At 68.6% G+C, this 22,562-nt stretch carries 27 protein-coding genes; 12 read left to right on the forward strand and 15 right to left on the reverse strand.

The window, feature by feature from the left end:
- Positions 1–5: 5 nt before the first annotated feature.
- Positions 6–818, forward strand: a complete 813-nt coding sequence (locus tag E0H45_RS08905; protein WP_131335973.1) for a DUF1206 domain-containing protein — start codon at positions 6–8, stop codon at positions 816–818.
- Here E0H45_RS08905 and E0H45_RS08910 read toward each other — a convergent pair.
- Genes E0H45_RS08910 through E0H45_RS08920 form a run of 3 tightly spaced genes read right to left on the reverse strand, consistent with a single transcriptional unit; the run spans position 803 to position 2,738 of the window.
- On the reverse strand, positions 803–1,510 hold the full coding sequence (locus tag E0H45_RS08910; RefSeq protein ID WP_131335975.1) for a phosphatase PAP2 family protein: 708 nt from the start codon (positions 1,508–1,510) through the stop codon (positions 803–805). The genes E0H45_RS08905 and E0H45_RS08910 overlap by 16 nt on opposite strands.
- Complete coding sequence (locus E0H45_RS08915; protein WP_131335977.1) at positions 1,510–2,205, reverse strand: phosphatase PAP2 family protein; 696 nt, start codon at positions 2,203–2,205, stop codon at positions 1,510–1,512. The genes E0H45_RS08910 and E0H45_RS08915 overlap by 1 nt, the downstream gene beginning before the upstream one ends.
- Positions 2,206–2,252: 47 nt before the next feature.
- Positions 2,253–2,738 (reverse strand): VOC family protein, encoded by a 486-nt coding sequence (locus E0H45_RS08920; RefSeq protein WP_131335979.1) that lies wholly within the window; start codon positions 2,736–2,738, stop codon positions 2,253–2,255.
- Between the two features lie 57 nt (positions 2,739–2,795).
- Between E0H45_RS08920 and E0H45_RS08925 the strand changes: the two genes are divergently transcribed.
- Positions 2,796–3,617 carry a helix-turn-helix transcriptional regulator gene (locus tag E0H45_RS08925; protein ID WP_131335981.1) on the forward strand — a complete coding sequence of 274 codons (822 nt, stop codon included), beginning with the start codon at positions 2,796–2,798 and terminating at the stop codon, positions 3,615–3,617.
- Here the strand turns inward: E0H45_RS08925 and E0H45_RS08930 are convergent.
- The 3 genes from E0H45_RS08930 to E0H45_RS08940 all read right to left on the reverse strand — a co-directional run bounded on the left by E0H45_RS08930 (position 3,604) and on the right by E0H45_RS08940 (position 6,152).
- Positions 3,604–4,809, reverse strand: coding sequence for an MFS transporter (locus E0H45_RS08930; protein ID WP_131335983.1), 1,206 nt, complete (start codon positions 4,807–4,809; stop codon positions 3,604–3,606). The genes E0H45_RS08925 and E0H45_RS08930 overlap by 14 nt on opposite strands.
- Before the next feature lie 154 nt (positions 4,810–4,963).
- Complete coding sequence (locus tag E0H45_RS08935) at positions 4,964–5,701, reverse strand: 2-phosphosulfolactate phosphatase (protein WP_202872229.1); 738 nt, start codon at positions 5,699–5,701, stop codon at positions 4,964–4,966.
- A gap of 43 nt (positions 5,702–5,744) precedes the next feature.
- Positions 5,745–6,152, reverse strand: coding sequence for a DUF3151 domain-containing protein (locus tag E0H45_RS08940; RefSeq protein ID WP_131335987.1), 408 nt, complete (start codon positions 6,150–6,152; stop codon positions 5,745–5,747).
- A 143-nt stretch (positions 6,153–6,295) separates the two neighbouring features.
- Here E0H45_RS08940 and E0H45_RS08945 point away from each other — a divergent pair, with 143 nt between their 5' ends.
- From E0H45_RS08945 to E0H45_RS08955, 3 genes are read left to right on the forward strand one after another with little or no spacing between them, the layout of a single operon-like run.
- A complete protein-coding gene (locus tag E0H45_RS08945; protein WP_131335989.1) occupies positions 6,296–6,745 on the forward strand; it encodes an HNH endonuclease in 450 nt (149 codons plus the stop codon).
- A 12-nt stretch (positions 6,746–6,757) separates the two neighbouring features.
- The gene (locus E0H45_RS08950; RefSeq protein WP_131335991.1) at positions 6,758–7,522 is read left to right on the forward strand and encodes a GNAT family N-acetyltransferase; all 765 of its coding nucleotides are present in this window, start codon (positions 6,758–6,760) and stop codon (positions 7,520–7,522) included.
- 45 nt (positions 7,523–7,567) lie between these two features.
- Positions 7,568–8,539, forward strand: coding sequence for a type IV toxin-antitoxin system AbiEi family antitoxin domain-containing protein (locus tag E0H45_RS08955; protein WP_238154868.1), 972 nt, complete (start codon positions 7,568–7,570; stop codon positions 8,537–8,539).
- A 65-nt stretch (positions 8,540–8,604) separates the two neighbouring features.
- Here the strand turns inward: E0H45_RS08955 and fbaA are convergent, their stop codons facing one another.
- Positions 8,605–9,630, reverse strand: a complete 1,026-nt coding sequence (fbaA, locus tag E0H45_RS08960) for a class II fructose-bisphosphate aldolase (RefSeq protein ID WP_131335993.1) — start codon at positions 9,628–9,630, stop codon at positions 8,605–8,607.
- Between the two features lie 192 nt (positions 9,631–9,822).
- A complete protein-coding gene (locus E0H45_RS08965) occupies positions 9,823–10,542 on the reverse strand; it encodes a GntR family transcriptional regulator (protein WP_131335995.1) in 720 nt (239 codons plus the stop codon).
- 139 nt (positions 10,543–10,681) lie between these two features.
- Between E0H45_RS08965 and E0H45_RS08970 the strand changes: the two genes are divergently transcribed.
- Together E0H45_RS08970 and E0H45_RS08975 are read left to right on the forward strand one after the other, a co-directional pair.
- Positions 10,682–11,701, forward strand: a complete 1,020-nt coding sequence (locus E0H45_RS08970) for an SIS domain-containing protein (RefSeq protein WP_131283776.1) — start codon at positions 10,682–10,684, stop codon at positions 11,699–11,701.
- Between the two features lie 82 nt (positions 11,702–11,783).
- Positions 11,784–12,203 (forward strand): VOC family protein, encoded by a 420-nt coding sequence (locus E0H45_RS08975; RefSeq protein ID WP_131335997.1) that lies wholly within the window; start codon positions 11,784–11,786, stop codon positions 12,201–12,203.
- A 13-nt stretch (positions 12,204–12,216) separates the two neighbouring features.
- On the opposite strand, the gene E0H45_RS08980 is transcribed toward E0H45_RS08975, so the two are convergent.
- Positions 12,217–13,158, reverse strand: a complete 942-nt coding sequence (locus E0H45_RS08980) for a DUF1905 domain-containing protein (RefSeq protein WP_202872230.1) — start codon at positions 13,156–13,158, stop codon at positions 12,217–12,219.
- Positions 13,159–13,222: 64 nt separating this feature from the next.
- Positions 13,223–14,005 carry an IclR family transcriptional regulator domain-containing protein gene (locus tag E0H45_RS08985; protein ID WP_131335999.1) on the reverse strand — a complete coding sequence of 261 codons (783 nt, stop codon included), beginning with the start codon at positions 14,003–14,005 and terminating at the stop codon, positions 13,223–13,225.
- A gap of 64 nt (positions 14,006–14,069) precedes the next feature.
- Here E0H45_RS08985 and E0H45_RS08990 point away from each other — a divergent pair, with 64 nt between their 5' ends.
- Genes E0H45_RS08990 through E0H45_RS09000 form a run of 3 tightly spaced genes read left to right on the forward strand, consistent with a single transcriptional unit; the run spans position 14,070 to position 17,774 of the window.
- Positions 14,070–15,158 carry a maleylacetate reductase gene (locus tag E0H45_RS08990; protein ID WP_131336001.1) on the forward strand — a complete coding sequence of 363 codons (1,089 nt, stop codon included), beginning with the start codon at positions 14,070–14,072 and terminating at the stop codon, positions 15,156–15,158.
- Positions 15,159–15,174: 16 nt separating this feature from the next.
- Positions 15,175–16,047, forward strand: coding sequence for an intradiol ring-cleavage dioxygenase (locus E0H45_RS08995; RefSeq protein WP_131336003.1), 873 nt, complete (start codon positions 15,175–15,177; stop codon positions 16,045–16,047).
- Complete coding sequence (locus tag E0H45_RS09000) at positions 16,044–17,774, forward strand: FAD-dependent monooxygenase (protein ID WP_131336005.1); 1,731 nt, start codon at positions 16,044–16,046, stop codon at positions 17,772–17,774. Before E0H45_RS08995 ends, E0H45_RS09000 begins: the two co-directional genes overlap by 4 nt.
- Here the strand turns inward: E0H45_RS09000 and E0H45_RS09005 are convergent.
- From E0H45_RS09005 to E0H45_RS09015, 3 genes are all read right to left on the reverse strand, one after another.
- Positions 17,763–17,951: a hypothetical protein gene (locus tag E0H45_RS09005; RefSeq protein ID WP_131336007.1), complete on the reverse strand. Its 189-nt coding sequence runs from the start codon at positions 17,949–17,951 to the stop codon at positions 17,763–17,765. The genes E0H45_RS09000 and E0H45_RS09005 overlap by 12 nt on opposite strands.
- 92 nt (positions 17,952–18,043) lie before the next feature.
- Positions 18,044–19,228, reverse strand: coding sequence for an alpha-amylase family protein (locus tag E0H45_RS09010; protein WP_131336009.1), 1,185 nt, complete (start codon positions 19,226–19,228; stop codon positions 18,044–18,046).
- Entirely contained in the window at positions 19,218–19,949 is a 732-nt protein-coding gene (locus E0H45_RS09015) for an FUSC family protein (protein ID WP_131336011.1), read from the reverse strand. Before E0H45_RS09015 ends, E0H45_RS09010 begins: the two co-directional genes overlap by 11 nt.
- A 358-nt stretch (positions 19,950–20,307) precedes the next feature.
- Between E0H45_RS09015 and E0H45_RS09020 the strand changes: the two genes are divergently transcribed.
- Positions 20,308–20,730, forward strand: a complete 423-nt coding sequence (locus E0H45_RS09020) for a MarR family winged helix-turn-helix transcriptional regulator (RefSeq protein ID WP_131336013.1) — start codon at positions 20,308–20,310, stop codon at positions 20,728–20,730.
- Here the strand turns inward: E0H45_RS09020 and E0H45_RS09025 are convergent.
- Entirely contained in the window at positions 20,712–21,338 is a 627-nt protein-coding gene (locus E0H45_RS09025) for a TrmH family RNA methyltransferase (protein ID WP_131337706.1), read from the reverse strand. The two genes, E0H45_RS09020 and E0H45_RS09025, sit on opposite strands and share 19 nt — an antisense overlap.
- A 60-nt stretch (positions 21,339–21,398) precedes the next feature.
- Between E0H45_RS09025 and E0H45_RS09030 the strand changes: the two genes are divergently transcribed.
- Positions 21,399–22,097 (forward strand): DedA family protein, encoded by a 699-nt coding sequence (locus tag E0H45_RS09030; RefSeq protein ID WP_238154869.1) that lies wholly within the window; start codon positions 21,399–21,401, stop codon positions 22,095–22,097.
- Here the strand turns inward: E0H45_RS09030 and E0H45_RS09035 are convergent.
- Positions 22,091–22,501: a hypothetical protein gene (locus E0H45_RS09035; protein WP_131336015.1), complete on the reverse strand. Its 411-nt coding sequence runs from the start codon at positions 22,499–22,501 to the stop codon at positions 22,091–22,093. The genes E0H45_RS09030 and E0H45_RS09035 overlap by 7 nt on opposite strands.
- Positions 22,502–22,562: the final 61 nt, after the last annotated feature.

Genomic DNA, 22,562 nt, shown 5'->3' on the forward strand with positions numbered 1-22,562 from the left:
ACAGCATGAACAGCAGCAGCGATCGGCCCCGCGAGGTAAGCGGTGAGGCGAAGAGGGCCGCAGCCAAGGCCGGTAACCATCCCGTGGTCGAGTGGGGGGCTCGCCTCGGCTACGGCGCGAGCGGCGTCCTGCACCTGCTGCTCGCCTACCTGACCGCACAGATCGCTCTCGGCGGCAGCGGACAGCAGGAGGCGAGTCAGTCGGGTGCGCTGGCGACACTCGCCGAGGAGCCGGTGGGACAGGGCCTGCTCTGGGTGGTCGCGGCTGGGTTCACCCTGCTCGCCCTCTGGCAGCTCACCGAGCTCGTCACCCGGCACGAGGCGTCCGACAAGGCGAAGGCCGGCGGCAAGCTCGTGGTGTACAGCGTGCTCGCCTGGACGGCCTTCACGTTCGCCTCGGGCGGGAGTACGTCGAGCGACCAGCAGACCAAGGAATTCACGGTAACCCTGATGGAGGCACCGGGTGGCCGGGTGCTCGTCGGTCTGGTCGGCGTCGCCATCATCGGCATCGCCGCCTACCACGTGCACAAGGGCTGGCGGGAACGGTTCCTCGGGGACCTGCAGGAGCACCCGGGTCGGTGGGTGGTCCTCGCCGCCAGGGTCGGCTACATCGGCAAGGGCATCGCACTGGCGGCTGTGGGCGTCCTCTTCATCACGGCAGCGATCCAGCACCGGGCGGGCAAGGCTGCCGGCCTGGACGGGGGGCTCCGATCGATGCGGGACCTGCCCGCCGGCACGGTCATCCTGCTCGCCATTGCGCTCGGCCTGGCGGCGTACGGCGTGTACTCCTTCGCGCGTGCCCGCTACGCGCGCGTCTGATCCTCCACATCGCCGCGACGCAGCCAGCACCAGGCCAGCAGGACCGCGACCGAGCCGTTGAGGATGGCCACCACCACGTCGCTGAGGAAATGCATGCCCCGGTAGAGCCGTGCCGTCCCGACGAGGAACGGGATCACCAGGCACACGCCGACCACCACGCTGCGGAGCACCGGGTTCGTGATCCGCAGGGCCATCAGCCCCAGCGTGAAGTACAGCGCGGTCGCGGCACCGGTGTGCCCGCTCGGGAAGCTGGAGGTCGGCGCCGAGACGTCCAGCTTCTCGACGTCGGGGCGCTCACGGGGGATGAGGAGCTGGGTGAAGAAGAAGACAATCCCCTGCAGGCTGATCGCGATGAGCGGCACGACCGCGAACCACCACTGCTTGGTCCGCCGCCAGACCAGCACGACCACGACCAGGCACACGCCGATGATGCTGACCGTCGCGCCCGTCCACGAGAAGAAGAGCGTGACCGCGTCACCGAACGCCGCGCGTGACGACTCCAAGCTCTTGCTGACGCTGTCCTCGGAGGCGCCCAGGTCCTTCAGCGGGCCGTCGGTGAGGAGCCAGCCCATCCCGACCACGACCAGCCACCACACCACGAGAGGGGCCAGTGCGCGGACCACCAGGTCACGGCCCGCCTCCTTGGCGGTGGGTCGGGACGTGTCGTCCTGCCAGCGGGTGAGGAACGCCATCAGTCTGGACCTTTCGTCGTGCTGCCGGTGGGGGTTGGCGGCCTCCAGCCCACAAAGCCCGCGTACGAGGCTGCTGTCAGCCCGCACCCGAGCAGCACTCCCGCCGTGACGTCGGACAGGAAGTGAGCGCCCACATACAGCCTGTCGGCACACGTCACGATCACCCAGACCGCGCCGAGACCGACCAGCAACCTCCGGAGACCGGTACCCACGAGGGGCCAGATCAGCAGCACGACCACGGTGACGACGATCGCGTTGTTGGTGGCGTGACCGGAGGGAAAGGAGAACCCGGCGTGCTGGGCGAACGGGTCGTCGATCTCGGGACGGGCACGGCGTACGAGAAGCTTGAGCACACCCGCGATGGCCCAGCCGGCGGCCATCGTCGCCAGCGCCCACCAGGCCCGCGTCCGAAGGTGCTTGCCGAACCAGACGTAGAGGCTCACCGGCAGGCCCAGGACCAGGTACATCACCCAGGGCTGGCTGATCACCTGCCACGTCTCGACGAACGACCGGAACCGCGGGTGGCCGCGGGTGTAGTCGGTTGCGGCGACGATGATGTCCTCGTCGAGCGTCACCAGCGGGTGGTACTTGGTGCGGACGAGGAACGCCAGCATAGCCAGCGGGACGGCGACGACAACCGCGTAGACGACCGCCCGCGTCAGCCGGCGCCAGGGGAAGACGGCGACGGGGTCCATGACGGCATCCTTGCACTGCCGGCCGCTCCCTCGGACGTTTTACGTGCCTACTGCAGCTCCTCCGGGCTCGCGGCCAGCCATTCCTTCACCCGGCGATCGGCCTCTTCCCGCGACACGTCCTCGACCTTCGTCAGGATCGCCCAGCGATGACCGAACGGGTCGATCACGGTGCCGAAGCGGTCGCCGGTCATGAAGGTCTGCACCTCCTCCACCGGCTTCGCCCCGGCCGCGACCGCCTTCGCGTACGTCGCGTCCACGTCCGGCACGTAGTGCACCAGCGACGAGTGCACCCACTCGCCGTTCGGCGCCTGCAACCCGATCTGCGGCATCTGGTCGCTCAACTGCAGCATCGAGTTCCCGAACTTCAGCTCCGCCTGACCGACCCGCCCGTCCGGCATGTCCTGCCGGCTGATCACCTCGGCTCCGAACACCGACTGGTAGAACTCGATCGCCTTCGGGCCGTCCGGCACGGCGAGGTACGGGGTCAGCGAGTGATAACCGTCGGGGATGGGGTTTACCGTGTTCGTCGTCATGACTCTTAGTCAACGCGGCGAGCGCCGTACCGGTCTTGTAAGAAAGCGACAGCCAGTGTGAGCACCTCACCGTCCGACAGCGAGAAGGGCATCCTGCATCCGCGGGAGCAGGCCCGGCACCGGACGCTGAGCCGGCTCGCCGCCGGGCCCGAGGTCGGCCGGTTCGTCGAGTGGTACTGGATCGTCGAGTGGGACCTGGACGAGCCGTACACGGCCGAGGTGCTGCCGTTCCCGAGTGTCAACGTGACGTTCGAGCAGCCGGGCGGCGCCTTCGTGAACGGGGTCTGCACCCGCAAGTTCGAGCGCGAGCTGCGCGGGCGCGGGCGCGCGTTCGGGGTGAAGTTCTGGGCCGGTGGGTTCGGTGCGGTGACCGGTCTGGACGTGGCGTCGTTCCGCGACCAGGTGCTGCCGTTGACAACGGTGTTCCCGGACGGCGATCGGCTGGCGGACCTGATGTTCGCGGCCGATTCCGACGTACGGCGTCGTGCCGTGTTCGAGGCGTTCTTGCGCGACCACCTCGCGCCGCCCGACCCGTCGTACGAGCTGGTCCGGGAGATCGTTTCAGCGATGGCGTCGGATCGTTCGGTGGCGCGGGTGGACCAGGTCACCGAACGGTTCGACGTACCGATCCGCACGCTACAGCGGCTCTTCCGGCGGTACGTCGGCGTGGGGCCGAAGTGGGTGCTGCGACGCTATCGGCTGCACGACGGCGCGGAACTGCTCGCCCAGGGCGAAGTCGCCGAGCTCGCGGAACTGTCCGCATCCCTCGGCTACTTCGACCAGGCCCACTTCTCCAAGGAGTTCAAGCAGCAGATCGGGCTGACGCCGGCCGAGTACGCGGCACGCGCCGCGGCCGAACGCCAGATCACCTACCGCTGAACTTCACGGTCATCGCCATCGCCGTTGCCGTCACCGCCGCTCCGAGTGCGACCGCGAAGCCGTACTGCGGGCTGTGCCCGTCGACGACCCAGCCGGCGAACGCCGAGCCCAGCGCCATACCTGCTGCGCCGCCCGAGTTCACCCAGGTGAAGGCCTGGGTCAGGACCGCGGAGTCGACGGCCGACTCGGTCAGCACCGCCGACAGGGTCTGGAACGGCGCGATCGCCAAGCCGGGAAGTGCCAAGGCGAACGCCGCGGTCAGCGGGCTGTGCACCGCGAGCAAGGGCAGACAGCTCACGGCCAGCCAGACGAAGGCGATGACGAACTGCGTCTCCGGAGCGGTCCGCCAGCGCCTCGCGCCGTACAGGAGTCCGGCGAACAGGCTCACCAGGCTGGTGATGCTGTAGAGCGGTCCGGCGAGGCCCGGCGTACCTCGTGCGACTGCGAACGCCGTGACAGAGACCTGCATGCTGCCGAAGAACAGGCCGATGCCGACGTTCGTCCCGACCAAGCCGACGAATCGCTTGTGCAGCAAGCGCTGGGAACTCTCGTGCTGACCGGACCTCCTCGGCGGCGGTGCAGTGCCCCGCTGCACTGCCAGCAGGAAGCCACCGGACAGCAGGAGACTCGTCGCAAGGACGGAACCTATCGCCGGACTGCTCGACGAGCTCACGATGCCGACCAGTCCAGGGCCGACCATGAAGGCGACGCCGACGCTGAACGCTTCCAAGGCGAACGCTGTGGACAGGAGCGGCGTGTCCCGGAGGGCGTGCGACCAGCGCGCCCCGGTCTGCGCACTCAGCTGCGGCAGCGATCCACCGGCGAGGACACCGGCCACGACGAGTGACCACAGCGACGCGTGCGAGACCGTGAGGCCGATGAGCAGCGCCATCGTCGTTGCGTGCGCCAGCAGCGTGACGGGCAACATCCGGGTCTGACCGAAACGGTCGATGAGCCGGGCGACCTGCGGTCCGGCGACCGCCTCGGCGACGGCGAAGCCGCCGGTGACGCTACCGGCCGCGGCGTACGAGCCGGTCGATCCGTGGACCAGCCAGACGATGCCGAGGCCGGTCATGGCGATCCCGATCCGGGCCGGGGCCGCCGCTAGGTAGAACTTCCACGCGCCAGGAGTACGCAGTACCGCTGCGTAGGTGTTGGCAGGCGCGTCTATCCGTCCGGTGAGAGCCGGCACGGTGAGACCTTCCGCTGCCCGAAGGGGCGGGGGACCCGACCGTGGGCGTCCAGCTTCGCCGGTCTGTCCGTCCGCCTAGAACCGTCCATGTTCGGCAGGAAGCGGGGACGCTCGCCCCCTGCCGGCACTGTCAACGGGCAGAAACCTTGATGGTTCAGGTTGACCGGAACATGGTACCGCCCTCGAGCACCGGCACCGAGTCGCTGCCGTCGACCTCAGCCGCGATCGCGACGTCCTCACCAAAGCCGTACTGCGTGAGCTCGCGCCCCCCGGCGCACTCGTGCAGGAGCGCGGGCAGCTCGTCCGCGACCGCGTCGTACGCCGCCACCGCCGCTCGTGCTTCCGGGGAGAGGTTGTCGCCCTGGAGCGCGCTCAGGAACCCGCCGGCTCCCCAGAGATCCTCGACCGCAGGCCGGAGCGACCCGTCCTTCCACCGCTCTCCTGCAGCGATCGCAACAACCTTGCGGCCGGCACCGTGCTTCTTGACCCAGCCCGCGGCGGCCCGCCGGTTGCGCAACGACACCGCCAGCACTGTCGCACCGCTGTCACTGAGCAGCTTGGCGATCGTCGAACCGTTCGGCGACGGCAGCACGAGCTTGGTGATTCCGGTCACTCGCCTGATCGACACCGGCGACAGACTGACGTCGTCGGGGCCTGCCTCGGAACGGCCGACGGCCAGCTTCGCGTCGTACTGCTCGGCGTACGTGACAGCCGTCTCGTCTCGCCATCGGTAGGGGTACACGTCGATCCCGAGGTCGGCCGCGACGGTCACCGCCGTCGTGAACGACAGCACGTCGACGACCGCGACGATGTCGCCGGCAACGACCCCGGCGCCCACCGGCCCCCACTCGAACCCGATGCCGAATCCGTCCTGCGCGTAAGGGCTGGTCACCCGGCAGATCATTCCGCCGGGCACCCAACCCCACAAGCAGGTTTCAGCTCAGAGCATCCGCCGCAGCCGGCGACGAGTCCCGCAGGAACGTGACACAGCGCTCGGCCTCGTCCTTCTCGTCGATGAGCGCCGCGGCCTTCCCGAGCGCCGCCAGCGCGCGCAGGAATCCACGGTTCGGCTCGTGCTCCCACGGCACCGGCCCGTGACCCTTCCACCCGTTCCGGCGGAGCAGGTCCAGGGCCCGGTGGTAGCCGGTGCGCGCGTAGGCGTACCCCTCGATCGTGCGCCCGCCCGCGAGCGCCCCCTCGGCGAGCACCGCCCAGGCCAGCGACGACGTCGGATACTTGGCCGCGACGTCCGCCGGAGCGGCCCCGTCGGCGAGTTCCGCCGCGGCCGGGTCGACCGGTAGTAGTGTCTCGGGTGGACCGGACAGCAGATTGTTCAATTCCATAAGCACATCTTCGCCGATCACGCAGCCGTACCGGCACGTGACCGTCTGGCGAAATCCGTTGACCGTTCACCCAGCGGCCACGGATGCTTGAGACCCTGCATCAACCGCCGTGGTTCCCAGCTACGGCCGGAAGGAGGCACCGGATGAGCGTCATAGTCCTGAACGCGTCGTACGAACCGCTGCACACCGTCTCGATCCAGCACGCCATCCGGATGCTGGTGCGGGAGGTCGCAGTGGTGGAAGAGTCGCACGGAGAGCGGACTATCGGCCCGTTTCCGGTCCCCCGAGTCCTCCGCCTGGTCCGGTACGTCGTGACGCACTGGCGCTACGCGGCCGGCCGGATGAAGTACAGCAAGCACGGCGTCCTGCGGCGGGACAAGTTCCGGTGCGCGTACTGCGGTCTCGAGAACGCCGACACCATGGACCACGTCCAACCCAGGTCCAGGGGCGGCCGCACCGAGTGGCTGAACGCCGTGGCCGCCCATGCCTCCTGCAACGAGCGGAAAGGCAACCGCACCCCGTCCGAGGCCGGCATGCCCCTCCTCTGGCAACCCTGGGTACCAACCCGCGCAGAGCTCGTCATAGACACATGACGGGCCTTTTTTATGCCCGCTTCCAGGCATCGGCTGCCCTCCGGACGCACCCTCGAGGTCACCACTGTCGCTGACCGCCCGGACCTCGCCCACGCCGATATCGACGTGGGCGACTGGCCGGCCTTCATGCGCCACAACCGCGTCTCCGAGGCCTACTTCGCCCAGACGGTCGAGACGTTCGCCGAGACCTGCCTGATCGCCACCTCCGACGGCAAGCCGGTCGGCGACGCCCACGCCGTCCAACTCTCCGGCGGCAACTTCCCCGCCGGAGGCTGGGAACAGTCGGTCGTCCGGGCGTTCACCGACGCCCGTCGCGGCGTCCAGCCCGACACCGCCTGCGCCCTGAACATCAGCGTCGCCCGGGATTTCCAGGGCGAGGGCGTCGCCGCCCTCCTCCTCGCCGCGCTCCGCGAGGCAGCCGCAGACCTTGGCCTCGACGCCCTCGATGCGCCCGTACGCCCGACGCACAAGCAGCTCGAGCCTTTGGTCGCGATGGACGACTACGCCTCCCGTACCCGCCCCGACGGTCTCCCCTTCGACCCGTGGCTGCGCACCCACGTTCGCGGCGGCGGCCGGATCGTCGGCGTCGCACCGGCATCGTGGGTGATTGCGGGATCCCTTGCCGAATGGCGTGCGTGGACCGGGCTTCCGTTCGGCCACAGCGGTCCCGTCGAGGTCCCAGGTGCGCTCGTGCCGGTGGATTGTGACGTCGTCGCCGATCGCGCGGTGTACGTCGAGCCGAACGTCTGGGTGCGGCACGAGTTCTCCACAGATTGAAAGTCGTGGGTCCGGACCGGGTCGGATCGCGGCACGTTCTTGGGCATGAATCCTCAACTTGCCGTGATGGCGTCGATCCGGGGTGGCGTGTTCACCCGGGCCGACGCACGCGCCTCTGGCTACCACGACGCTGACATCGACTCCCTGCTGCACTCCGGCTCCTGGCGACGGATCCGGCGCGGGACCTATGCCGCTCACCGTTCACTCATGCTCGTCACCGACGAGGTCCTCTACCTGCGCCGGATCTACGACGTCCTGCGCGCGAGCGGACCCGGCGTGTTCGCCAGCCATCAGTCGGCGGCGGCCCTGCACGCCTTGCCGGTCTGGGGTCTCGACCTGACCCGCGTCCACGTGACCGCCGCGGACGGTCGCTCCGGCCGGCTACGCGGCGTCCACCGGCACATCCGCGACCCAGTGGGGCCCGGCCTCCAACTGTGGAACAGGCTGCGCATGGCCTCTCCCGCCAGGGCGATCGCCGAGGTGGCCGCGACCGCACCACCCGCGCCGGCAGTCGTGCTCGCCGACGCCGCGATGTACGCCGGACTCGTCGACCGGCGCACGTTGAACCATGCGGTCACGCTGCTCGACCACGGCACCAAGCGAGCCTCCAGGGTGCTGGACCAACTCACCGGATCGGCCTCGATCGCCGAGTCCCGCCTGCGGTTCATCCTCGCCGGCGCCGGCCTCCCCGCACCCAGCCCGTCACCACCACCGGACTCCGAACCAGCCGATCCCGACGTCTCCGCAGCCGAAGGACTGTGGTTCCCCGACGAGCGCACGGTCGTCGAGTTCGAACCGCGTTTTCCCTTCTGGTGCGAGGAATTCGAGCCTTCCGTCGAGGAGCCGATCCCCGAGCCGGCCGCCGCCGACCCCGACGGGCCGCAACCCGTCGAGCACTGCTGGATCTCCTGGACCGACCTCGCCGACCCACCGACCGTGGCCGACCGCATCCGAACCACGTTCACCCGAGCCGCCCGGCGTACGGGAATCCGCCACTTCGACCTAGCCCGGATGTGACAGAAGGGCCCACCGCCGGTGGCGGTGAGCCCTTCGCAGACCCTCTACAGGAGGACCAGATGATGTCAGGCGTTCAGCGACGTACCCGTCGAGCGAAGGTCCTCGCACGCCTCGGCGACGCGCTTCGCCATACCTTCCTCGGCCGCCTTGCCCCACGCGCGCGGGTCGTAGGCCTTCTTGTTGCCGACCTCGCCGTCGACCTTCAGTACGCCGTCGTAGTTGGCGAACATGTGCCCCGCCGCCGGCCGGGTGAACGCGTACTGCGTGTCGGTGTCGACGTTCATCTTGATGACGCCGTTGTCGACCGCCGCCCGGATCTCCTCGAGCGTCGAGCCGGAGCCGCCGTGGAACACCAGATCGAACGGGCGCTCCTTGCCGACCTTGGCGCCGACCGCGTCCTGGATCTCCGCCAGGATCTCCGGCCGCAGCTTGACCGCGCCCGGCTTGTAGACGCCGTGCACGTTGCCGAAGGTCAGCGCGGTCAGGTAGCGGCCGTTGTCACCGGTGCCGAGCGCCTCGACCGTGGCCAGGCCGTCCTCGACGGTGGTGTAGAGCTTCTCGTTGATCTCGTTGGCGACGCCGTCCTCCTCGCCACCGACGACGCCGACCTCGATCTCCAGGACGATCTTCGCCGCGGCCGCCTGGGCCAGCAGCTCCTTGGCGATCTCCAGGTTCTCGGTCAGCGGCACCGCGGATCCGTCCCACATGTGCGACTGGAACAGCGGGTTCTCGCCCCGGGCGACGCGCTCGGCGGAGATCGCCAGCAGCGGCCGGACGAAGCCGTCGAGCTTGTCCTTCGGGCAGTGATCGGTGTGCAGCGCGATGTTCACCGGGTAGTTCTTGGCGACCTCGTGCGCGTAGGCGGCCAGGGCGACCGAGCCGGACACCATGTTCTTCACGGTGGAACCGGACAGGTAGTCGGCACCGCCGGTGGAGACCTGGACGATGCCGTCCGAGCCCGCCTCGGCGAAACCGCGGATCGCGGCGATCAGCGTCTGCGAGGAGCTGACGTTGATGGCCGGGTAGGCGAAGCGGTTCTGCTTGGCCTTGTCCAGCATCTCGGCGTAGACCTCAGGGGTTGCAATAGGCATGTCTCGCGGTACTCCTCACAACACAGTTCTTGTGGGTTCGGCTCCAGTATTGCTGCCGGGCACTTCGTCGGATCCGGCGGCCCACCTGCCGAACCGGCCCGGTGGCCGGGGAGCAATCGACAGGGATGTAGACCAGTTGATGAACAGGACAGGTCCAGTTCGTTGCGGCCCGATGACGACCGCGGGTCGAGCTCAGGCCGACCCGGTGCGCGGGCCGCGGGGGGTCAGGGCCATGTGCAGCCGGTAGCGGTCGGCGCGGTAGGCCGACCAGGACAGCTCGACGACCTTGCGGCCGGCGAAGGTGGTGCGCTCGAGGACCAGCAGGGGTGCCCGCCGGGCCACGCCGAGCACCCGGGCGACATGACCGTCGGCGTTGTCCGCCCGGACGGTCTGCTCACCGGAGGTGACGACGACGTCGTACTCACTGGCAAAGACGTCGTAGAGAGTGCCGAGCTCGCGGCCGAGCAGGCCGGGGAAGAGCGCGGACGGGTAGTAGCCGACCTCGTAGGCCATCGGCGACGCATCGGCCGTGCGGAGCCGCTCGACCCGGATCACCTTGGTGCCCTTCGCGACCCGCAGGCCCTTCGAGGTCTCGTCGGAGGCCTCGATCTCGCTGGCCGACAGCACCACGGTCCCGGGCTCCAGCCCACGGGCCCGCATCTCCCGGGAGAACGAGGTGAGGTGCAGCTGCGAGTCGACCTGCGGACCGGTGACGAAGGTCCCCTTGCCGTGCACCCGTTCCAGGGCGCCGGACTCGACCAGGTCGCTGATCGCCTGCCGGACGGTCACCCGGGAGACGTTCAGCTTGTCCACCAGGGCACGTTCGGAGGGGATCGGGTCCCCGGGATGCAGCTCGACGTCGATCAGCCGTTCCAGCACCGATCGGACCTGGGCCCGCTTCGTCGCCACCATGGAATCTCGATCCTCCAGACCTGGGCGGGTCTCGGGGGTGCCCCGGGACGCCGCTCACTGCTATCGTGCGCAGCATACCTGTTAAGACCAGATAGGACCAGTGATCGTAGTGGTGTCTGTCCCCGCCCAAGAGACCCGGATGGCGGCCGAGATCGCCGAGCAGCCGGCCGCGCTCGCCGCGACCTTCGAGCATGTTCTGCCGCTGCGGCACGACATCACCCGGCTGGCCGCCGGGCGCCGGAACGTGATCTTCGTGGCGCGCGGATCGTCCGACAACGCGGGGGTCTACGGCCGCTACCTGACCGAGATCCACGCGGGTCGGCAGGCGTCACTGGCCGCTCCTTCGGTAGCCACGTTGTACGGCGCGAACCTGGACCTCTCGAACTCGCTGGTGGTCGCGGTCAGCCAGTCCGGCGCGACCCAGGAGATCGTCGACACGGCCGAGTGGGCGAAGCGGAACGGCGCGGCGATCGTCGGCATCACGAACGACGGCAACAGCCCGCTGGCCTCGACGGCCGACGTCGCCCTGATCACGCAGGCGGGCCAGGAGCTCGCCGTACCGGCCACGAAGACGTACACGACGCAGCTGGCCGCGATCACGGTCGCCGTGGACGCGCTCGCGCCGCGGCCGGGGACGCTCGACGCCGACATCGCGCGGGTCCCGGACGCCGCGACCAAGATGCTGTCCGGGTCGGTCGAGGCGGCCGCCGACCTGCTGGCGGCGGCGCACGACGTGCTCGCGAGCGGTCGCGGACTGACGTTCGGCACGACGCTCGAGGTCGCACTGAAGCTCGAGGAGACCTGCCTGCAGCCGGTCCGCGGACTCTCGTACGCCGACCTGAAGCACGGCCCGATCGCGGTCGTCGACTCCGACCTGGTGACGATCCTGGTCGCGGCGGGCGAGGGTCCCGCGCTGCCCGGTATGACGGAGCTGGCCGGCATCGTCCGCGAGAAGGGCAGCAAGATCCTCGGCATCGGCGGCGACCCTACGTTCGCCTCCCGCTGCGACGTGAACCTGGCCGGTCCCGACCTCCCTGAAACGCTGGCGCCGCTCGCGCTGGTCATCCCGGCCCAACGCGCCATCGAGCTCCTGGCCCGCAAGCTCGGCCTCGACCCCGACGCCCCCCGCGGCCTCCGCAAGGTGACGCAAACCGACTGAACAAAGTGCTCACTCGGTGAGCACTTTGGGTGGAATCGTGGTGGTCATCAACCGGGGCAACACCTGAGAGAGGACCACCACGATGTTGCGAGGGCTTGCGACTGTCAGCTTCTACGCGGGCGACGTGAAGGCGGCGCGGCGCTGGTACGAGGAGTTGCTGGGGATCGAGGCGTACTACGCCGTGCCGTCCGCGGAGGAGCCGGCGTACGTCGAGTTCCGGTTCGGGGACTTCCAGTGCGAGCTGGGAATCATCGATGCCAAGTACGCGACCCACCAGGTCGGGCCGGTGGCGGCCGGGGCGATCGTCAACTGGCACGTCGACGACCTGGAGGGCACGCTCGCGCGGCTGCTCGAGCTCGGGGCGACGCTCAACGAGGGAATCGTTGAGCGAGGCAACAACACGGGCTTCCGCACCGCGTCGGTCGTCGACCCGTTCGGCAACCTCATCGGCATCATGAACAACCCGCACTACCTGCAGATTCTCGAAGAACTGAAGGCCTGACGGCGCGGGACGTTCAGAAGTCGATGCGCATGACCGCGCGGCGTTTGCCCGGCCGGCTCACCTCGACGAACCCGGCGTCGGCGAACGTGCCGAGAGTGCCGACCGATCCGCCGTCGACGAAGTCCGGGTAGCCCTCCACGGCGCGGGCACCGCGTTCACGGGCGAAGTCGGCGGCGGCTTGGGCGAGGGCGCGACTGATACCGCGGCGCCGGTAGCCGACGCGGGTGACGAAGCAGGTCACGGCCCACACCGTCGTGTCGGCCTTGTCCTCGTTGCGGTCCATCCAGGGGACGCGGTTGTCGCGGCGCAGCCTCGCGTGGTCGGCGCGCGACGCGACGGCGCACCAGCCGACGGGCTCGCCGTCGAGGTACGCGATCAGGCCGCTCGTGGTCTTGGCCTTCGGGTTGCCGCAGGCGGTCTGGTCGCGAAGCCGGGCGGCGAGTTCTTCGGGGCCTTCCGAGTCCCAGCTTTCCTTGGGCAGCATCCGGAAGCGTTGGCACGAGCAGCGCGAGGTGTCTCCTCTGGTACCGAAAACCGCCTTGAGGTCCTCGGCGGTCGCCTGGTTCGCCGGGACGATCGTGAGCTGTTCCGGGGCGATCGGTTCGCGGGAGCCTGAAGAACGAGGAACGGGCGTCCGCGGAGGTGCGGGGCGTGTCTCCCGCTCGGGCAGGGCGTCCAGCATGAGCCGGACGTCGACGGTGTCGCCTGCATCCAGTCCGTGCGGCTTGCGTACTGCGTCCTTCAGCGGGAGCACGTAGCTGCCGTCCTTCGGCCACAGCGAGGTCTTCCACTCGGTGCTGCCGATCCGGGCGCGAATCGGCAGCATTCCCCAGCCGTAGCTGGCAGCCGAGGCCACGGCCCGCAGCGCGTCGCCCTCCTCGTCGGGCACAGAGACGAAGTAGTACGGCGCCGGACCGCGCCACTCGATGACCTCGCCGCTGAAGGACTGCTCCATAGGTCAGATGCTAGGCCCGGTTCCGGACAGACCACTTCCGGATTCGGCGCCGAATTCTGGTCAATCAGAAGTTGCCGCGATGGGTGAGGGCGGTGGTGATCTGAGTCGCCGCTTGTCGAAGGTGCGGGAGGACCTCTTCGCAGAGGGACGTCGACGTCGAGCGGGAGGCGTGGGCCGAGACGTTGAGGGCAGCGATGATGCGACCACGGGAGTTGTGGATGGGCGCGGCGATGGAGCGGAGGCCGAGTTCGAGTTCCTGGTCGACGAGGGCGTAGCCGTCGGCGCGGGCCTGGGTGATGCTGGCGCGGAGGTCGTCCGGGGCCGTGATCGTGCGATCCGTGAGCGGGTCGGCCTGCAGGGTTTCGAGGTACGCCGTGAGGTCCTCGTCGGGCAAGGCGGAGAGGAGGACCCGGCCCATCGAGGTCGGGTACGCCGGCAGCCGGGCGCCGACCCCGAGGGCGACGGTCATGATCCGGCTGGTCGGCACGCGGGCGACGTACACGATGTCCGGGAGGTCGAGGGTCGCGATCGAGCAGGACTCGCGGGTCTTGGCGCTCAACTCCTCCATGAACGGGCCCGCGAGTTCGCCGAGGTCCAGGGAGGAGAGGTAGGCCCAGCCAAGAGCGAGGACGCGCGGAGTGAGGGAGAAGCGGCGGTTGTCGCTGCGTACGTAGCCGAGCTCCTCCAGCGTGAGCAGGATCCGGCGCGCAGTCGCGGGAGTGATGCCGACCGCACGGGCCACCTCACTGAGGGTCAGCGACGGCGCCTCGGTGGAGAACGCGCGGATCACCGCGAGGCCTCGCTCAAGACCCTGCAGAAACGTGCCTGTAGACGCGTCACCCGGCATCGGCTAGCCTGCTTTTCGTTGAAAGAAGAACTATTCGCTGAGCGAAATCCTAGCGGAGCTGCCGATGCCACGTCCAGCCGAGCCAACTGAAGCGCCGTCCGGCGCTGGGTTCGTGCACACGTTCCTGCCCGGGCGGGTGGTGTTCGGGGCCGGCACGCTCGACCGGGTCGCGACCGAGGTCGAAGCGCTCGGGGTACGGCGGGCGCTCGTGGTGGCGACGAACTCCGCGCGGGCAGCGGCCGACGTGGTCGCGGCGCAACTGGGTGACTTGTTCGCGGGCCGGATCGACGGTGTCGCGCAACACGTTCCCACCGAGGTCGCGGAGGGCGCGCGGGCGAAGGCACGCGAGGCCGGAGCTGACGCGGCCGTCGCCATCGGTGGCGGCTCGGCGATCGGGCTGGCCAAGGCAATCGCCCTCACCACCGAACGGGTGGTGATTCTTGCTGTGCCCACGACGTATGCAGGGTCTGAGATGACGCCGGTGTGGGGTGAGACGACAACTGGTCGCAAGAGCACCGGGACTGATCTGCGCGTACTGCCTCGGGTGGTTGTTTACGACCCGTTGTTGAGCCGCGGGTTGCCGTTGAAGGTGACGGCGGCGAGTGTGGCGAATGCGATCGCGCATTGCGTGGAGGCGGTCTGGACACCGAAGGCCGATCCGATCACCGAACTGACCGCGACAGAAGGACTGCGGTCGTTGAGCAGCGGATTGCGGGACGTGTTGCTCGCTCCCGACGATTTAGAGGCTCGAAGCAACCTTCTGTACGGCGCCTGCTTGGCAGGTTCAGCTTTGGCGACGGCCGGGACCGGCTTGCATCACAAGCTGTGCCACCTGCTGGGCGGCACCTACAACCTGCCGCACGCAGAGACCCACGCAGTGGTACTTCCTCAGGTTGCCCGCGTCAACGCTTCCTCAGTTCCACAAGCGAAAACGCGATTGGAAGCCGCCTTGGGCACAACAGACCTGGCAGGTGGATTGTTCGACCTGTTCCAGGCAGCGGGGGTGCCGACAAGTTTGCGGGAGCTGGGCATGACCGAGGCGCAGGTCGCGGAAGCCGCCGCGGCGTTCAAGCCGACGGACAACCCGATCCCGGTGACGGAGGACCTGGTGCGGGACATCCTGACCCGCGCCTGGTCCGGTACGCGACCTTGATGAGCGAGGAGACCGGATGGACCTGCAAGGAGATGATCTGACCGCAGCCGTGGTGGCCAGCTTCGGGGACAGCCCGAGCGACCGCTACCGGGAGGTGATGAGCGCCCTCGTGCGCCACCTGCACGCGTTCGCACGCGAGGTGGACCTCACCGAGGACGAGTACTTCACCGCGATCGACTTCCTGACCCGGACCGGTCAGATCTCGACCGGCACGCGACAGGAGTTCGTCCTGCTGGCCGACGTACTCGGGCTGTCGATGCTCACGGTCGGGCTGGGGAACCGGACGCCGCCCGGGGCCACGCAGTCCACTGTGTTCGGCCCGTTCTTCGTCGAGGGATCGCCCGAGGTACAGCTCGGTGGCGACATCTCGAACGGCGCTCCTGGACAGCCGTGCCTGGTGAGCGGGCGTGTCCTCAACACCAAGGGCGAACCGATCCCGCAGGCGCTCGTGGAGACCTGGCAGGCCGACGAGGACGGGTTCTACGACGTACAGAAGGAGCTCGACGGTCCACAGAACCGCGCCCATCTGACAACCGATGCCGACGGCAACTACCGGTTCTGGGCGGTCAGGCCGGTCGCCTATCCGATCCCCGATGACGGCCCGGTCGGCGAACTGCTCCGCGCAGGCGGTCGCGGCCCGATGCGCCCGGCGCACATCCACTTCATGGTCACGGCCCCTGGGTACAGCCGCCTGATCACGCATGTCTTCGCAGCGGGCGACGAATACCTCGACACCGACGCGGTGTTCGGCGTCAAGCATTCGCTCATCGCCGACTTCGCCGAACACCCGGCCGGCACCGAGGCGCCAGACGGCAGTACGCCGGAGCAGCCCTACTACACCGTCGACTACGACCTGGTGCTCGCCACCACCGAGGAGGCTCAGCAATGATCACCACAGACGTCCTCATCGTCGGTAGTGGCCCGGCCGGCGGTGCGGCCTCCCTCTTCCTGTCCACGTACGGCGTCGACAACATCGTCCTCACTCGGTACGGCTGGACCGCCAACACGCCCCGTGCACACATCACCAACCAACGCACAATCGAGTTGATGCGCGACGTCGGCATCGAGGACCAGGTCGTCGACAAGGGCACCGCCCACGACCTGATGGGCCAGACCGCGTTCTGCACCAGCCTGGCCGGCGAGGAGATCGGCCGGATCCGCACCTGGGGCACGCATCCACGCCGCCTGGCCGACTACACGGAGGCCAGTCCCTGCCTGCCCATGGATCTCCCCCAGACGCTCTTCGAGCCGATCCTGGTCAGCACAGCCGCCAGCCGCGGCGCGCGGCTCCGGTTCAACACCGAGTACCTGTCCCTGGAGCAGGACGACGACGGCGTCACCGCCACGGTGCGGGACCGGTTGAGCGACACGACGTACCAGATCCGCGCCAAGTACCTGATCGGTGCGGACGGCGGGCGGAGCAAGGTTGCCCAGGACATCGACCTGCCGATGGCCGGTGCGATGGACATCGAGGGCTCGATGAACATCGTGTTCGAGGCCGACCTGAGCCGGTACGTCGCGCATCGCCCGAGCGTTCTGTACTGGGTCCTCCAGCCCGGCGCGCAGATCGGCGGGATCGGCGCAGGCCTCGTCCGCATGGTCCGCCCGTGGAACGAGTGGCTGATCGTCTGGGGCTACGACATCAACCAGCCCGCCCCGGTGGTCGACGAGGCGATGGCGACCGAGATCGTCCACAACCTGGTCGGCGACGACACGATCGACGTGAAGCTGAAGGGTACGTCGGTCTGGAGCGTCAACCACATGTACGCCGAGAAGATCTCGAAGGGCCGCGTGTTCTGTATGGGTGACGCGATCCACCGGCATCCGCCGAGCAACGGTCTCGGCTCGAACACCTCGATCCAGGACGCGTACAACCTGGCCTGGAAACTCGCGCTGGTCCTCAAGGGCCAGGCCGCGCCCGAACTGCTGCAGAGCTACGACGCCGAGCGCGCCCCGATCGCGCGGCAGATCGTTGACCGCGCCAACAAGAGCCGCAACCAGTTCGGCCAGATCTTCCGGGCGCTCGGCATGACACCGGACGCTCCCGCCGGACGAACGATCGAGTCACGCAAGGACGACACCCCGGAGGGCGCAGCGCAGCGCGAGGAGCTGCGGAAGGCAATCGAGCTGAAGGACTACGAGTTCAACGCGCACGGTGTCGAGCTGGGGCAGCGCTACCGGTCGTCCGCCGTGGTCGACGACGGTACGCCCGAGCCGCCGTACGAGCGGGACCACGAGCTGTACTACCACCCGACAACCTGGCCCGGCGCCCGGATCCCGCACTGCTGGCTGACGCGCGGATCGGACACCCTCAGCACGCTGGACGTGGTCGGGAAGGGCCGCTTCACCCTGCTCACCGGCATCGGCGGCGACGCATGGGTGAAGGCGGCACAATCCGTGTCCGAGCAGCTCGGCGTACCGATCGAGCCGTTCGTGATCGGGCCGGGTCGTGAGCTGGACGACCTGTACGGCGACTGGGCGCGGGTGCGCGAGATCCCGGACGAGGGCTGTCTGCTCGTCCGGCCGGACGCGCACATCGCGTACCGCGCGTTCGACCAGCCCGACGATCCGACGGAAGCGCTCCGTCAGGCGATCGGTGCGGTGTTAGGCCGCTGACGAGGCGGCGGCCTCGCGGAGGATGCGGTCGAGGATCGCTGAGATCTCCGCGGTCTCGGCGTCCAGCAAGGTGATCAGCGCGACCCGCGAGGTCTCCGACCGCGCCTCCAGAGCTGCCGCGCTCAACGCACGCACCGTGCCCAGCTCGTGTATCAGTTCGTCCCACAGAGTGTTCATCAGCAAACCCCCATGTGTCCCGTCACCAACCCAGCGCGACGAGAAGCCTCACTTCTGTCTTACCGAGAACAACGGGCGCAAGCGGAGGAAGGTTACGGACTTGTCAACAATTCCCAGCTGTGGGCGGGGACGGGCGGGGTGTCTGCGAGCGGGAAACGCTGCTCCTGGTCCGAGATGTTCAGCAGCAGGAGGACCGATTGCTCGCCGTGGGTGCTGCGCAGCGCGAGCGACTCGTTGGTGAGATGCTCGACGGTCGTCCGCGCCCGGGTCAGCCACGGATGCCGCCGCCGTACGCCGATGAGTTCCTGGTGCAAGCGGTACGTCGGCAGGCCGTACGGCGCCAACTCGTTGGGCGACCCCGGGAACGCCGGCCGGATGGCGTCGTCCCCGCCGGCGCGGTCCTCCTTGAGACCCCGGAACGCCTGCTCGTCGCCGGAGTAGACGCTCGGTACGCCGGCGACCGTGAACAGGATCGCCAGCGCGTGGCCGAGGTGGCGTTCGTCCTCGAGCCGGGTCGCGAGGCGGGTCACGTCGTGGTTGCCGACGAACGTCTGCGGGACGAACGTGTCGAGCAGCGCGTTGTGCCGGCCGAGCGCGTACGAGAGCTCGTAGAAGTTGTGATCGTTGAGCGAACTCCAGATCGCCTTCCAGAGCTCGTACTGCGTGACGGAGTCGAGCCCGCTCTTCTCGACGTACGCGGCGTAGTCGCCGTGGATGACCTCACCGAAGTACCAGGTGTCGCGGTCCCGCGGCAGCACCTGGCGCCAGAACTCAGGCGGTACGGCGTACGCGACGTCCAGGCGCCACGCGTCGACACCGCGGTCGATCCAGAATCGCAGGACATCGCCGACGTACTGCGCGACGTCGGGGTTGCTGTGGTCGAGGGCGACGAGCTGCTCGTGACCCTCGAACGTGGCGAGGCCATCGGGTGTGCGCCGGAACCAGTCCGGATGGGCGAACGAGCTGGCGACGTGGTTGAAGACGCCGTCGAGCGCGACCCGGAGGCCGCGGGCGTGGGCCTCGGCGATCAGGTGGTCGAAGTCGGCCTCGTCACCCAGGCGCGGGTCGATCCGGAAGTGGTCGACGGTGTCGTAGCCGTGGGTTTCGGAGGCGAAGACGGGTCCGAGGAGGAGCCCGTTGCAGCCCAGGTCGATCGCGTAGTCGAGCCAGTTCTCCAGCTGCGGCAGGCGATGCACGACCGTCTGCTGAGCCGTCGGTTCGGCCGCGGTGAAGCCGAGCGGATAGATCTGCCACCAGATCGCGTGATCAGGCCACATATCGCCTCCTCAGAACCAGAGTAGGAAGTATCGCGATCAGGCATCCGATCACGGTGTCGATCAGGCGGTACCCGATCGTCGAGAGGCCCGGCGTACGGCCGAGGTCCATCAGGAGGACGACGAGCGGGGTCATGACAGTCGCGTAGGCCGCGTAGTTACGTTCCTTCAGCAGCGGTCGCAGCCCGGCGAGCACGCTGACCACCGCCACGATCGCCCACGACGGCGGCACCCAGAGTACGAGGGCGCCCCCGACGAGTACACCGGCGCAGGTGCCGAGACAGCGTTGTGTTGCCCGAAGCAACGATCCGCCGCGGCGCCGGACCACGATCACCACCGCGAGCGCGATCCAGTACGCCTTCTCCTGATGCCACCACACGCCGATCACCTCGGCCACCGCGAGCGCGGGCACCAGGCATACGGCGTACCGCCATCCCTCGAACCGATGCAGACTCCCCCACCAACGTCGCCACAGCTGTCCGTACGTCGGCACGCCGCCGGCCGGGGCACCCGGTGCCGAGAACGCAGCAGCCGCGAGCCCCAGCAGAATCGCCCACGCGACCCCGACCGCAAACCACCGAGCAACCTCCCAAGCGGCCCCGCCCAACCCGGTCGCCATCACCAGAAACGTGATGAACCGCGCCGTCGCGTCAGCCGTCCACCGACTGAATCCACCAACGACCGCCGCACCCGCAGCCAGCACCACCACCCCAACTGCGCCCACCCACCCCCGACCCCCCAACCACACCCCAACCAACGCGGCCGCCGTCACCACCACCCCCACGCGACTTTGTGCACGGGCCAACCACAAAGCGCGACTTTGAGCACCGACCAACCACGAAAACGGTCTGCGAATGGTTGGTGGGTGCACAAAGTTGGTGGCCAGGGCGCCGAGGGCGGCGAAGGAGGCGTGGGTCAGGTGGCCGGTGGTCACGCCGTACGTGATCGGGCCGGCCATCGCGAGGGCCGCGGTGACCAGCTGGGCCGGGACCACAGGTGTATCCCGGGACCAGTGGGCGACGTGGATGCTCATAGTAAGCTGACCTTAGCATTCTCAAGCGTCAGCGAGCTTAGGATAGTTAATGGAAGCTTATGAAACGGCTGTTGCGCTACGGCGGGCCAGCACGCGGTTGGCGTTGCGGCTGCGGGCCGAGCGGGTCGGGGACGGGCTGGGGAGCACAGGGGTCGCGGTGCTCGGGCAGTTGCATCGGCGTGGGGCACTGACGGCGAGCGAGATCGCCGCGGCCGAGCGCGTGCAGCCGCAGTCGTTGACGCGGGTGCTGGCGAGCCTCGAGGAGCAGCAGTTGATCTCGCGGCAGCAGGACACGCACGACCGGCGCCGGCACACGATCGAGCTGACCGATCGCGGGCGGCAGTTGCTCAAGGACCACATGAAGAGCTCGGATGACTGGCTCGCCGAAGCGATCGAAGAGCGCCTCAATCCCACCGAGCGCGCAGTACTCCAACTGGCGGCCGGGATCCTCGATCAGCTGCTCGACGGCTGACCGAACGTGTGCCGGCGGATCCAGGCGTGCATCGCGATCGCGGCCGCCGCGCTGGCGTTGATCGAGCGGGTCGAGCCGAACTGAGCGATGGAGAGCACGGACGTGCAGATCTGGTGCGCGTCGTCGGTGAGCCCAGGCCCCTCCTGACCGAAGAGCAGGACGCACTCCCGGGGCAGGTCGTAGGTCTCGAGCGGCACCGCGCCCGGCAGATTGTCGATGCCGATCACGGCCAGTGAACGCTCGGCGGCGTACGTCGCGAGGTCGGACAGCGCCGGCTGGTGGCGGACGTGCTGGTAGCGGTCGGTGACCATCGCGCCGCGGCGGTTCCACTTCCGGTTGCCGACGATGTGGACCTCCGACGCGAGGAACGCGTTCGCGGTCCGGACGACCGAGCCGATGTTCAGGTCGTGCTGCCAGTTCTCGATCGCGACGTGGAACGGGTTCCGCTGCCGGTCGAGGTCCTCGACGATCGCCTCGAGCTTCCAGTACCGGTACTTGTCCACGACATTGCGCCGATCCCCGGCCTCGAGCAGCTCCGGGTCCAGCCGCGGATCGTCCGGCCAGTCGCCCTCCCAGGGGCCGACGCCGATCTCGCTCGGGCCCACCATGTCCGCTCCCCGTACGTCGCTGATCAGCTCATGCACAGGTTGGGACGCTACCCTGTCCGCGTGCTTCCTCTTGTCGCGATGCTGATGCCGAACTGGATGGACCCGGAGTACCTCCTGCACTGGATGGGTAACTGGGCCCTCTGGGGCACGCTGCTGGTGGTGTTCATCGAGTGCGGGGTGCTGTTCCCGATCCTGCCCGGTGACTCGCTGCTGTTCGCCGTCGGCCTCTTCATCGCGCAAGGCTCCATCGACGTACCGCTCTGGCTGGCCTGTGTGCTGCTGACGATCGCCGCGTTCCTCGGCAACGTCTCCGGCTACTACATCGGCCGAGCCCTGGGTACGTCGTTGTTCCGCAATCCGAACGCCCGGTTCCTGAAACCGAAGTACATCGAGCAAACGCATGAGTTCTTCGAGCGTTACGGTCCGCGGGCCCTGGTGATGGCGCGCTTCGTGCCGATCGTCCGGACGTTCATCACGATCGTGGCCGGCGCCGGGAAGATGGACCCGAAGAAGTTCTTCCTCTGGACCGGGGTCGGCGCGGTGATCTGGGCACCGGGCATTACGCTGCTCGGCCACGCGCTCGGCAACGTCGAGTTCATCCACAAGAACCTCGAGGCCGCGCTGATCCTGCTGGTGCTGATCTCGCTGATCCCGATGGTGGTCGAGTATCTCCTGGCCCGCCGCCGCAACCGCAACAACAAGTCCGGCGACGCCCCGAAGCACGCCGCGCCCAAGCACCCGGTGAGCAACGGTCAGTGACCGAAAGGAAAGTGCGGCTCCGACCAAACCCAGTCGGTGCTGAGTAGCGACAGGTCGGCGGCCGCGACCGGTCCGGTCGGCAGCGGACCGACCACCTGACCGGAACCGAGTGAACAAGCCACCCGGATCCGGTCTGCCGCCTGGTACCAGACCAGCGCCCCCCGTGGCGCCGCCCCTTCACGGAGCAGGGCGTGGTGGTCGAGCCACCGAACCGCGTCGGCCGCGTCGTGCCAGCCGCTGTCGTGCGCATACCCGAAAGCCATCCGCTGGAACTTCAGCGGCCAGTCCAGCCAGGCCGCCGATCCGACGCGCTCCAACTGCCAATTGAGCGCCGCCTCGGTATCCCGCGGGTTTGCCACCCGCGGGACGTTCCCGCGTTCCACGACTACGTCCCCCCAGGCCATAGGTCCTCCCCGATCCCCCGTCCTCGGCCTACGTGCCGTGGCATGATCAGAATCCTGCCGA

This window comes from Kribbella soli (assembly GCF_004331345.1).
Lineage (GTDB): Bacteria > Actinomycetota > Actinomycetes > Propionibacteriales > Kribbellaceae > Kribbella > Kribbella soli.

Excerpts from the sequence above, each read along its gene's own strand:
- E0H45_RS08905 (WP_131335973.1), top strand. The coding sequence starts at position 6 with ATGAACAGCAGCAGCGATCGGCCCCGCGAGGTAAGCGGTGAGGCGAAG.
- E0H45_RS08910 (WP_131335975.1), bottom strand. The coding sequence starts at position 1,510 with ATGGCGTTCCTCACCCGCTGGCAGGACGACACGTCCCGACCCACCGCC.
- E0H45_RS08915 (WP_131335977.1), bottom strand. The coding sequence starts at position 2,205 with ATGGACCCCGTCGCCGTCTTCCCCTGGCGCCGGCTGACGCGGGCGGTC.
- E0H45_RS08920 (WP_131335979.1), bottom strand. The coding sequence starts at position 2,738 with ATGACGACGAACACGGTAAACCCCATCCCCGACGGTTATCACTCGCTG.
- E0H45_RS08940 (WP_131335987.1), bottom strand. The coding sequence starts at position 6,152 with ATGGAATTGAACAATCTGCTGTCCGGTCCACCCGAGACACTACTACCG.
- E0H45_RS08945 (WP_131335989.1), top strand. The coding sequence starts at position 6,296 with ATGAGCGTCATAGTCCTGAACGCGTCGTACGAACCGCTGCACACCGTC.
- E0H45_RS08950 (WP_131335991.1), top strand. The coding sequence starts at position 6,758 with ATGCCCGCTTCCAGGCATCGGCTGCCCTCCGGACGCACCCTCGAGGTC.
- E0H45_RS08955 (WP_238154868.1), top strand. The coding sequence starts at position 7,568 with ATGAATCCTCAACTTGCCGTGATGGCGTCGATCCGGGGTGGCGTGTTC.
- fbaA (WP_131335993.1), bottom strand. The coding sequence starts at position 9,630 with ATGCCTATTGCAACCCCTGAGGTCTACGCCGAGATGCTGGACAAGGCC.
- E0H45_RS08965 (WP_131335995.1), bottom strand. The coding sequence starts at position 10,542 with ATGGTGGCGACGAAGCGGGCCCAGGTCCGATCGGTGCTGGAACGGCTG.
- E0H45_RS08970 (WP_131283776.1), top strand. The coding sequence starts at position 10,682 with ATGGCGGCCGAGATCGCCGAGCAGCCGGCCGCGCTCGCCGCGACCTTC.
- E0H45_RS08975 (WP_131335997.1), top strand. The coding sequence starts at position 11,784 with ATGTTGCGAGGGCTTGCGACTGTCAGCTTCTACGCGGGCGACGTGAAG.
- E0H45_RS08980 (WP_202872230.1), bottom strand. The coding sequence starts at position 13,158 with ATGGAGCAGTCCTTCAGCGGCGAGGTCATCGAGTGGCGCGGTCCGGCG.
- E0H45_RS08985 (WP_131335999.1), bottom strand. The coding sequence starts at position 14,005 with ATGCCGGGTGACGCGTCTACAGGCACGTTTCTGCAGGGTCTTGAGCGA.
- E0H45_RS08990 (WP_131336001.1), top strand. The coding sequence starts at position 14,070 with ATGCCACGTCCAGCCGAGCCAACTGAAGCGCCGTCCGGCGCTGGGTTC.
- E0H45_RS08995 (WP_131336003.1), top strand. The coding sequence starts at position 15,175 with ATGGACCTGCAAGGAGATGATCTGACCGCAGCCGTGGTGGCCAGCTTC.
- E0H45_RS09000 (WP_131336005.1), top strand. The coding sequence starts at position 16,044 with ATGATCACCACAGACGTCCTCATCGTCGGTAGTGGCCCGGCCGGCGGT.
- E0H45_RS09005 (WP_131336007.1), bottom strand. The coding sequence starts at position 17,951 with ATGAACACTCTGTGGGACGAACTGATACACGAGCTGGGCACGGTGCGT.
- E0H45_RS09010 (WP_131336009.1), bottom strand. The coding sequence starts at position 19,228 with ATGTGGCCTGATCACGCGATCTGGTGGCAGATCTATCCGCTCGGCTTC.
- E0H45_RS09020 (WP_131336013.1), top strand. The coding sequence starts at position 20,308 with ATGGAAGCTTATGAAACGGCTGTTGCGCTACGGCGGGCCAGCACGCGG.
- E0H45_RS09025 (WP_131337706.1), bottom strand. The coding sequence starts at position 21,338 with ATGGTGGGCCCGAGCGAGATCGGCGTCGGCCCCTGGGAGGGCGACTGG.
- E0H45_RS09035 (WP_131336015.1), bottom strand. The coding sequence starts at position 22,501 with ATGGCCTGGGGGGACGTAGTCGTGGAACGCGGGAACGTCCCGCGGGTG.